6 protein-coding genes, 4 tRNA genes and 2 pseudogenes are annotated in these 9,496 nt (G+C 56.2%); 4 read left to right on the forward strand and 8 right to left on the reverse strand.

The features are described from left to right. The first annotated feature begins 286 nt into the window (after nt 1-286). Both ACMX3H_RS05965 and ACMX3H_RS05970 read left to right on the forward strand, forming a co-directional pair. Nucleotides 287-535: a hypothetical protein gene (locus ACMX3H_RS05965; RefSeq protein WP_415210158.1), complete on the forward strand. Its 249-nt coding sequence runs from the start codon at nt 287-289 to the stop codon at nt 533-535. A gap of 92 nt (nt 536-627) precedes the next feature. Beyond that, nucleotides 628-1,578 (forward strand): annotated as a pseudogene (locus tag ACMX3H_RS05970) (MFS transporter). A gap of 383 nt (nt 1,579-1,961) precedes the next feature. Here ACMX3H_RS05970 and tuf read toward each other — a convergent pair. From tuf to ACMX3H_RS05995, 5 genes are all read right to left on the reverse strand, one after another. After that, complete coding sequence (gene tuf, locus ACMX3H_RS05975) at nt 1,962-3,146, reverse strand: elongation factor Tu (RefSeq protein ID WP_415210159.1); 1,185 nt, start codon at nt 3,144-3,146, stop codon at nt 1,962-1,964. Between the two features lie 111 nt (nt 3,147-3,257). Next, nucleotides 3,258-3,333 (reverse strand) — tRNA-Thr (locus ACMX3H_RS05980). A 4-nt stretch (nt 3,334-3,337) separates the two neighbouring features. Further along, a tRNA-Gly gene (locus ACMX3H_RS05985) sits at nt 3,338-3,412 on the reverse strand. A 184-nt stretch (nt 3,413-3,596) separates the two neighbouring features. After that, a tRNA-Tyr gene (locus tag ACMX3H_RS05990) sits at nt 3,597-3,681 on the reverse strand. Nucleotides 3,682-3,691: 10 nt separating this feature from the next. Further along, nucleotides 3,692-3,767, reverse strand: a tRNA-Thr gene (locus ACMX3H_RS05995). A 405-nt stretch (nt 3,768-4,172) separates the two neighbouring features. Here ACMX3H_RS05995 and coaA point away from each other — a divergent pair. After that, on the forward strand, nt 4,173-5,123 hold the full coding sequence (gene coaA, locus ACMX3H_RS06000; RefSeq protein WP_415210160.1) for a type I pantothenate kinase: 951 nt from the start codon (nt 4,173-4,175) through the stop codon (nt 5,121-5,123). Between the two features lie 317 nt (nt 5,124-5,440). After that, nucleotides 5,441-6,103, forward strand: a pseudogene (gene pepE / locus ACMX3H_RS06005) (dipeptidase PepE). A 138-nt stretch (nt 6,104-6,241) separates the two neighbouring features. On the opposite strand, the gene birA reads toward pepE, so the two are convergent. The 3 genes from birA to ACMX3H_RS06020 form a co-directional block, all read right to left on the reverse strand. Further along, on the reverse strand, nt 6,242-7,201 hold the full coding sequence (birA, locus tag ACMX3H_RS06010; protein WP_415210161.1) for a bifunctional biotin--[acetyl-CoA-carboxylase] ligase/biotin operon repressor BirA: 960 nt from the start codon (nt 7,199-7,201) through the stop codon (nt 6,242-6,244). Then, nucleotides 7,198-8,235 (reverse strand): UDP-N-acetylmuramate dehydrogenase, encoded by a 1,038-nt coding sequence (murB, locus tag ACMX3H_RS06015; protein ID WP_415210162.1) that lies wholly within the window; start codon nt 8,233-8,235, stop codon nt 7,198-7,200. The genes birA and murB overlap by 4 nt, the downstream gene beginning before the upstream one ends. Before the next feature lie 137 nt (nt 8,236-8,372). Beyond that, nucleotides 8,373-9,221 (reverse strand): hypothetical protein, encoded by an 849-nt coding sequence (locus tag ACMX3H_RS06020; protein WP_415210163.1) that lies wholly within the window; start codon nt 9,219-9,221, stop codon nt 8,373-8,375. Nucleotides 9,222-9,496 lie beyond the last annotated feature (275 nt).

The raw sequence follows: 9,496 nt of genomic DNA on the forward strand, positions 1-9,496 counted from the left end.
CAGGAAAAATAGACTAAAACCGAGTCAGAAGATGAGCGAACACGTGATCGAATATCACTGGAATGGGTGATCGGAAAATATCGGAATAACTGATCGGATGTCGCCGGAACAGATGATCGGATACGTCGGAATCTGCACCTTTCCGCGGCCGGCTAAACCGGCTTGAGGCAAATTAGCATTTATCCGTTGGCGATCCCAAAGGAGGTATTTAATGTGGCATTAGTGGCTTTCCTGGTTCGCTGGCGGCCTTTTGCTTACCAATGCGGTACCCCACCTCTGCGGCGGTATGATGGGCCGCACGTTCCCTACCCCCTTTGCCAAGCCAATGGGACGCGGGCTTTCCTCCGCGCCGGTCAACGTACTTTGGGGGTGCGTTAACCTGGTTCTCGGTTATGTGTTCCTCTGTCGTATTGGCGATTTCGACATCCGTATTACCGCCGCCGCCGCTATCGGGTTCGGCATTCTGGCGATGGGGCTGTTTCTGGCTGTGCATTTCGGCCGGCTGCAGGGCGCGAATCCGGTCCCGCGGCGATGAGTGCAACGGCAAGCGGGATTTTCCGTTCGCTGCGGCTCTACAATTATCGACTTTGGGCCGCCGGCGCCCTGGTTTCCAATCTGGGCACGTGGATGCAGAACACCGGGGAAGACTGGTTAGTGCTGACCCAGCTCACGCAGCATAACGCCTCGGCCGTGGGCACGGTCATGGCGTTACAGTTTGGACCACAGCTGCTGTTGTTACCCTGGACAGGTTTTGCGGCCGACCATTGCAATCAACGTCGACTTCTGCTCGCCACCCAGGCGACGATGGGCATACTTGCGCTGCTGCTGGGCGCGCTTACCCTTTTCGGCGTCGTTCAACTCTGGCATGTTTATCTTTTCGCGTTATTGTTCGGCTGAGCGGCGGCGTTCGACGCGCCGGGGCGGCAAACCTTCGTCGCGGAAATGGTGGGTGATACGGATTTGCCCAATGCGGTCGCACTTAATTCGACCCTGTATAACGGCGCGCGCATGGTCGGACCGGCCATCGCCGGCGTCATTATTGCCTCGGTAGGTACCGGCTGGGCTTTTCTGCTCAACGGCGCCTCTTTCCTGGCGGTGTTGGTGTCCTTATCGTTCCTGCGTGTCGCCGATCTGCAGGCGAATGTGCGTGCGCGTCGCACCCGAGGCAGTTTGATGGAAGGGTTCCGCTATGTCGCGTCCCGTCCAGATTTGAAAGTCATACTGGTCATGTTGTTTCTTATCGGCACCTTTGGACTGAATTTTCCCATCTTCATTTCCACGATGGCCGTTAACGTGTTCCATACCGACGCCCGCGGTTTTGGCCTGTTGTCCTCGATCATGGCTATCGGTACCTTGTCGGGCGCCTTGCTTGCCGGCGGCGGCGGTGCCCCTCGCCAGACGGCGTTGCTGGCCGGTGCCGCGGTATTTGGACTAGGCTGTTTGCTGGCCACCGTCGCGCCGGACTATTGGCTTTTTGCGGGGGCGCTTATCATTATCGGCGTCGCCGCCCTGACGTTTACCAATGCCACCAATAGCCTGTGCAGCTTTCCACCGAACCGGCCATGCGCGGGCGGGTGATGGCGCTGTGTTTGGGCATCGCTTTGGGCGGAGCGCCTATCGGCACACCCATTGTAGGTGGGGTGGCCGATCAATTCGGCCCGCGCTGGGCGCTTGGCCTGGGCGCAGCGACGGGGTTTGCCGCGGCCCTGGTGGCCTTATACGCCTTTAGGTGGCGACATTATCAGCTACGCTAATGTTGATGTGAAGTAGCGGAAAACTGTCCGGACCACCGTGCCCGCACGGGCGCGATAGCGCCGCAACGCGGTGGACCGCCCGACGCGTGCCGCGACCCACGACTACCAGCAACCGCCGCCCAGATACCGCAGCCATAAAAAAAGGCGCCCAAGGCGCCCTTTTATGCTGCCGGCTTAACACCGGCATTGGCTGTAAGACGTATTGTCTTAAGCGATAACTTTGGCAACAACGCCGGCGCCAACGGTACGGCCGCCTTCGCGAATGGCGAAACGCAGACCGTCGTCCATGGCGATCGGAGAAATCAGGTTGACAACCATCTTGATGTTGTCGCCAGGCATCACCATTTCAACGCTTTCCGGCAGTTCGATGGTACCGGTCACGTCAGTGGTACGGAAGTAGAACTGAGGACGGTAGCCTTTGAAGAACGGCGTGTGGCGGCCGCCTTCGTCTTTGCTCAGAATATACACTTCCGATTCAAACTGGGTGTGCGGCTTGATCGAGCCCGGCTTGGCCAAAACCTGGCCACGCTCGACGTCATCACGCTTGGTGCCGCGCAGCAGCACGCCCACGTTCTCGCCGGCACGACCTTCGTCCAGCAGTTTACGGAACATTTCAACGCCGGTACAGGTGGTTTTGGTGGTGTCTTTGATACCGACGATTTCCACTTCTTCGCCCACTTTGACGATACCGCGCTCTACACGACCGGTGACCACGGTACCGCGGCCGGAGATGGAGAATACGTCTTCGATCGGCAGCAGGAACGGCTTGTCGATGGCGCGTTCCGGTTCCGGAATGTAGCTGTCCAGCGCTTCCGCCAGTTCAATGATTTTCTGCGTCCAGGCTTCGTCGCCTTCCAGCGCTTTCAGCGCGGAACCGCGGATAACCGGCGTGTCATCGCCCGGGAAGTCGTACTGCGACAGCAGTTCGCGCACTTCCATTTCTACCAGTTCCAGCAGCTCTTCGTCATCAACCATGTCGCATTTGTTCATGAACACGATGATGTACGGTACGCCGACCTGGCGCCCCAGCAGGATGTGCTCGCGGGTCTGCGGCATCGTGCCGTCGGTGGCGGCAACGACCAGGATCGCGCCGTCCATCTGGGCCGCGCCGGTGATCATGTTTTTCACATAGTCGGCGTGCCCCGGGCAGTCTACGTGCGCGTAGTGGCGGGTCGGGGTATCGTATTCAACGTGCGATGTGTTGATGGTGATACCACGGGCCTTTTCTTCCGGCGCGTTGTCGATCTGATCAAAGGCGCGCGCGCTGCCGCCGTAGGCCTTGGCCAGAACGGTGGTGATGGCGGCGGTCAGGGTCGTTTTACCATGGTCAACGTGGCCGATAGTACCGACGTTAACGTGTGGTTTTGTGCGTTGAAACTTTTCTTTAGACATCGATTGTCCCTCTAAGACACGAATATATCGGTGGTATCACCACATCAACCAGGCGAAATACCTGCTGAATTTTTTTTCTTACAGAAAGTGAATCAGCAGGGAGACTAGAAGTGGTGCTGATAGGCAGATTCGAACTGCCGACCTCACCCTTACCAAGGGTGCGCTCTACCAACTGAGCTATATCAGCACATTGGAGCGGGCAGTGGGAATCGAACCCACATCATCAGCTTGGAAGGCTGAGGTAATAGCCATTATACGATGCCCGCATCTTGGAACTCGGCTACCTGATATTTCTGTAGATTGTAGTATGATGCATAGGTCCAGGGCCGACGCTGCGCATCGTTGTCTCGCTGCGCTCGGCCCGAACCTTGGTCGAAGGTTCTCACCTTCCCCCCCCCCGCTGCGCCATGATGCTCCGCAACCGGGTGTGTATCGTGCTCGATACGAATTTGGTGGTGGGGGAAGGATTCGAACCTTCGAAGTCTATGACGGCAGATTTACAGTCTGCTCCCTTTGGCCGCTCGGGAACCCCACCAGATTTTTTTTGGTGCCGGCAGAAGGAGTCGAACCCTCGACCTACTAATTACAAGTCAGTTGCTCTACCAACTGAGCTATGCCGGCATCAAGTGCTGCGCATTCTAGGTAGAGCGGACGACCTATGCAACAAAAAAATCGCGTAATTCGCACTTTCGCTCAGAAATTACCCAATTTCACAACACGGCGCGCAAAATTGGTTATTATTCATGCTCGAAGCAGTGAAATATCACGCTTTGGCCGGCATAGTAGCACTGTCGGCGTAACGGGTACAGCCCCGGCGTAGCCGTGTTTCTCCCTCCCTGATCGCACATCGGCGATAGGAAGGCGGCGGCACCGGCCGAGGATCCCCCGTCAGGTTCAAAATTCCTCTCCAGCGGCAGAAAAAACACTCTACGATAGGGGCGAAGCTGTCTATACTATGCAGCTTGTTTTCTTTCCGGGTTAGCGTCCTGCGCCCTGAATAGACTGTGCAACGGGCTGGCTCACGTTATGATTAAAGCTGTGCAATCTCCCCCCACGCCATATCTGCAATTCAGCCGCAAACAGTGGGCCGCGTTGCGTAATTCCGTGCCGCTGATGCTCACCGAGGCGGAAATCGTCAAGCTGAAGGGGATCAATGAAGATCTCTCCCTTGATGAAGTGGCTGAGATTTATCTGCCGCTGTCGCGTCTGCTCAACTTTTATATTAGTTCCAATCTGCGTCGCCAGGCGGTGCTGGAGCAGTTTCTCGGTACCGACGGCCCGCGGATACCCTATATCATCGGCATCGCCGGTAGCGTGGCGGTCGGCAAGAGCACCACGGCGCGTGTCCTGCAGGCGCTGCTGAGCCGCTGGCCCGAACACCGTACGGTGGAGCTAGTGACGACCGACGGGTTTTTGCATCCCAATCAGGTACTCAAGCAGCGGGACCTCATGAAGAAGAAGGGCTTTCCGGAGTCTTATGATATCCGCAGCCTGGTCAATTTCGTCTCAAAAGTGAAATCGGGAACGCCGCGGGTTACCGTGTCGGTCTATTCCCATTTGATCTACGACGTCGTCCCCGACGAACAAAAAGTCATTTCCCAGCCGGACATTTTGATCTTAGAGGGGCTGAATGTTTTACAAAGCGGCAGCGATTATAACCAGGATCCACACCACGTGTTCGTCTCCGACTTTGTCGACTTTTCCATCTATGTCGATGCGCCTGAAGCGCTACTGCAAACCTGGTATATCAATCGTTTCCTGAAATTCCGTCAGGGCGCGTTTTCCGATCCCGACTCCTATTTTCACCATTATTCCCAACTTTCCGAACAAGAGGCGGTGGCTATCGCCAGCCAGTTGTGGACCGAAATTAACGGGCACAATCTGCAGCAAAACATTCTTCCCACGCGTGAGCGCGCCAGTTTGATCCTGGGTAAAAGCGCCAATCATGCGGTGGATAGGGTCCGGCTGCGCAAATAGCGTCGCACGGCCGCCGGGTCATCTCAGTTGATGCCTAAACCGCGGTCGCCAGCGGCTCACACCTGGGCGCCAGGCACCCTGTTCGGCGCATTGCAGCGTCCGCATCTCGGCTTTCGCTCCCTCAGCCGCCCTGTTTATTGGTGCAAGATGTTCCCCCAGGTAGTATGATGCTCTCACGGTAATGTCTCCGGCGCGCCCTGAAGCGCAACCGGCCGTCTTCCTGGCTAGCTCGGGCCGGCAGGTGCGATAATGACCACCGATACTGATAACATCTTATTTGCCCGACATTGGGCGGCGTCGATTTTAGGGGGGAGTGAATGCAATTATTATTACTCAGCAATTCTACATGTCCCGGTAAAAGCTATCTGGAGCATGCCATCGCGCCGATCGGCGAACTGCTGCAGGGTAGGCGGCGAGCGCTGTTTGTGCTGTTTGCCGGAGTCATCGTCGATTGGGGCGCCTATACCGATAAAGTCAGGTAAGCGCTGGCGGTAGACGTAATGGGGATACATCGGACGGCGGAAGCGGGTGCGGCCATCGCCAATGCCGAGATCATCATCGTCGGCGGCGGCAACACCTTCCATTTAGTGAAACACTGTCGCGACCGTGGTTTGCTGCGCGCGATTCACCGGCGGGTAGAGGAAGGCGCGGCCTACGTAGGCTGGAGCGCTGGCGCCAATCTGGCTTGTCCCACCCTTTGCACCACTAACGATATGCCGATTGTCGATCCAGGCGGTTTTGATGCGCTGGGGCTTATAAATTTCCAAATCAATCCCCATTATACCAATCAACTGCCCGCAGGCCATCAGGGCGAAACCCGCCAACAACGGCTGGATGAGCTCTTGCGTGCACGACCGGAGATGACGGTGGTGGGGCTACCGGAGGGGGATTGGTTAACGGTGGCCGACGGTGCGGCAACGCTCGCCTGCCCTTACGACGCGGCGCTTTACCGCGCCGATTTTACCGAGCAGGCGTGTTGACGCCGGGAAGTACGATCACCTTGAAGTAAACGCCCCTCGCTCGGCTTGGCGCCGAAATAGGCCGCGGCACAACCGGCGACGGCAGGACACGATGCATCGCACGGGTTCTCCGACATCGTCGCCGATAGGACGCTATGGCTAAAGACCGCGCAGCGATATCTCTCCGCCCAAATACGCGTGGCGTTCTCCGTCCTGCTCCAACAATAGGGCCCCCTGGGCGTCAATGCCGCGCGCAATGCCTCTGATCTCCCGATCGCCAATGAGTAATTTCACCGGCCGGTCAAAGAAGTTATCCAACGCCTGCCAGCGGGCGACAAAGGACGCGAACCCGTCACCCTCGAACTGCCGCAGCGCCTGACGCAGCGTAGCGGTCAATTCGGCGACCAGCGCATTGCGATCGATGACGATGCCCGCCTCCTGCAGATTGATCCAACCCTGGTCGATCATCCCCGCCGCAGGCTCACTCATCGCCAGGTTGATACCGGCGCCGATCACGACATGAGCGGCGTCGCCGGCCTTACCGGTAATCTCCACCAAGATCCCGGCCAGTTTGCGATCGTTGAGATAAAGATCGTTCGGCCATTTGACGCGCACCCCTTCCGCACCCAGGCGTTGCAGCACCTCCGCCATGACGATACCGACCATCAGACTGAGGCCGCTGGCGGCCGCCGGACCCTGCTCAAGACGCCAATAGAGGGACAAATAAAGATTATTGCCGAACGGCGATATCCACTGTCGACCACGTCGGCCGCGTCCCTGCGCCTGATATTCCGCCACGCAGGCGTCACCCGGCTCTAAGGTGCCGATGCGCTCGATCAAATACTGATTGGTGGAGTCAATAAACGGCAGGACCGCCAGCCGACCCGACGGTAGGCGCGCGCGGATCGCGGTTTCATCCAATAACTGCAGCGGCCCGTGTAAACGGTAGCCTTTACCGGGTACCGTAAAGACATCCACCCCCCAATCGCGCACCGTTTGAATGTGTTTGTTGATGGCAGCGCGGCTCATTCCCAACACCGCACCAAATTGTTCGCCAGAATGGAACTCGCCATCGGCCAGTAAACTTATCAGCTTAAGCGGGATACTTACGTCTTTCATGCTATCACTCCCACCGCATCCACTTCGCCATTGGCGCCAATGAAGCGCACTTCCGGCTCCAGCCAGACGGCAAAGCGTTCCGCAACCTGTTGACGCACATAGCGCGCCAGCGCGGCAATATCCTCACCCGTCGCGTTATCGGCATTGACCAAAACCAGCGCCTGTTTGTCATGAACCGCCGCGCCGCCGAGGCGATAGCCTTTTAGTCCGCAACGATCGATAAGCCAACCTGCCGCCAGCTTCACTTCGCCCTCTAGCTGAGGGTAGTGGGGCGCATCGTGATAGTGGCTCAGCAACTGTTGTGCTGCTAGCGCATCAATAACCGGGTTTTTGAAAAAACTACCGGCATTGCCCTGCAGCGTAGGGTCGGGCAATTTCGCGCGACGCATCGCGCAAACCGTATCATAAATCTGCCGCGGGGTGGCCTGCTGCGGATCCAGACAGGCCAGATCGCCATAGGTCAATACCGGTTGCCAGGCTTTGGCGAGCCGGAGGCCAACCGCGACAATGGCGTGGCCTTCGCGCAGCGCGTGTTTAAAGATACTGTCGCGGTAACCGAATTGGCATTCAGCAGCGCTCAGGCGCCGTAAGGGGCCGGTTGCCAACTGCAGCACGTCGACATAGTCACAGAACTGACGCAACTCGACGCCATAGGCGCCAATATTCTGGATCGGTGCAGAACCAACGCAGCCGGGGATGAGCGCCAGATTCTCCAGACCCGGCATACGCAGGTCGAGACAGGTACGCACCAGGTCATGCCACACCTCTCCGGCGCCGACGTGCAAATGCCAAGCGTCGGGACGCTCTTCGATTGCTACGCCCGCTATCCGGTTCAGCAACACGGTGCCGGCATAGTTTTCCAGAAACAACACATTACTACCGCCGCCCAACACCAGCACCGGCGTAGCGTCCTCCGCGGCCTGCCGCCAAAACGTGAACAGCTCAGCCTCTGTATGCACCACGATTACGCGCCGTGCCCACACGTCAATGGCAAAACTGTTCAGGGGCTTTAGCGCCCCACTGTCCGTCATCATCACATAACCCGTCTTCACTTTTGTTGTCGTTAGTCTACTCGATCGCACAGGAAGGCAGCGAGTGACATTTCACGACGCGGGCGTGCCTGCGTACGTTTATATTCTTCGCTTAACGTTGGACAACATTGCGACGTCGCTTAACTGTCGGACTCTGTAGTAACCAACAATTTTTCCCAGGATTTATTTATCTGCGCCAGTTCCTCCCTGAACGGCAGCGGGCTTTGGCCGTGACCTTGCTCGGCAAGCTTATCAAATATCGCAAATATCTCATCATTAGCGTGTTTTATCAGATCAAAATCTGTAGAGATTTTGACATTTCGGAAGAAGAGTTCAGTCTTGAATACGCTAACTAACAGATGCATTCCTGCGCCGCTTGGAATATATAGCTTATCTTGCTCAGACACCTCTTTACCGCTCTCCTTGGCTTCTTCATTTTTTTCCGCATGTTTATCAGTGCACTTTAATCCTCTCTCCATTGAGGCCGTACCTATTTCATGTAGATACCCCTTAGGCACGGACTGATCGATTCGCTTGCAATACGCCGTCATGGCATCGGAAGCTTCGCTGTACACCGACGCCATAGTTGCTTCAACTAACTGCTCAAAACCCTTTTCATCTGTGAGAAAATCATTGACTGTGGCTTGCATTTTCTCTTTTGCCGCGACGATATCCTCAGACGTCAAGGGGTTTTGCTTCATGATGGCGGCATCATGAACGGCTACAGGCGTTGAATTGGCATTATCGGCGGGTTTTTCAGCGCCGGCTAACTTGTTCCTAACAGTGGACAAAAAGTTATATACGCTTACCATCCCGCCAATGCAGCGATTGGTAACCGTCGTGCTAAAGGTTTTCGCATTATTCTCAATCGTCATGATGCAATGCAAAATCTGACGGCTCAAGCCACTTTTAGCGGACGTTTTCGCGCTGCCATTATCTGTCTGTTCCGGTTTTAGAGTGTAACTACCCGTCTTAGAGCCAATAAACATGCAACTCTCCTTTTTATGATTGTCGAATTTCGGATTATATTAAGCGTGTCTAAGCACTGACCAGATACTATTTGGCTATAAAAGCCATTACGTCGTGGTCGCGCAGCGGCGCTCCGTGGATCAAAGCATATTAGACGTAAGCGTACGCCCAGCGCCGTCTGTTAATTCCCCATCAAGTTATTGAAGATGATGTCCATTATTTTTTTAATGGGCACAATTCATGAAACAAACCCCACCAAAACCCTCAAGACGTCGTCCCAATTTCCCGCTGGACT

The organism is Sodalis sp. (in: enterobacteria) (genome assembly GCF_047607725.1).
Taxonomy (GTDB): domain Bacteria; phylum Pseudomonadota; class Gammaproteobacteria; order Enterobacterales; family Enterobacteriaceae; genus JBLKSS01.

What these genes read in the sequence shown, in the direction of transcription:
- coaA (WP_415210160.1), top strand. Translation starts at nt 4,173, where the DNA reads ATGATTAAAGCTGTGCAATCTCCCCCCACGCCATATCTGCAATTCAGC.
- tuf (WP_415210159.1), bottom strand. Translation starts at nt 3,146, where the DNA reads ATGTCTAAAGAAAAGTTTCAACGCACAAAACCACACGTTAACGTCGGT.
- ACMX3H_RS06020 (WP_415210163.1), bottom strand. Translation starts at nt 9,221, where the DNA reads ATGTTTATTGGCTCTAAGACGGGTAGTTACACTCTAAAACCGGAACAG.
- murB (WP_415210162.1), bottom strand. Translation starts at nt 8,235, where the DNA reads ATGATGACGGACAGTGGGGCGCTAAAGCCCCTGAACAGTTTTGCCATT.
- ACMX3H_RS05965 (WP_415210158.1), top strand. Translation starts at nt 287, where the DNA reads ATGATGGGCCGCACGTTCCCTACCCCCTTTGCCAAGCCAATGGGACGC.
- birA (WP_415210161.1), bottom strand. Translation starts at nt 7,201, where the DNA reads ATGAAAGACGTAAGTATCCCGCTTAAGCTGATAAGTTTACTGGCCGAT.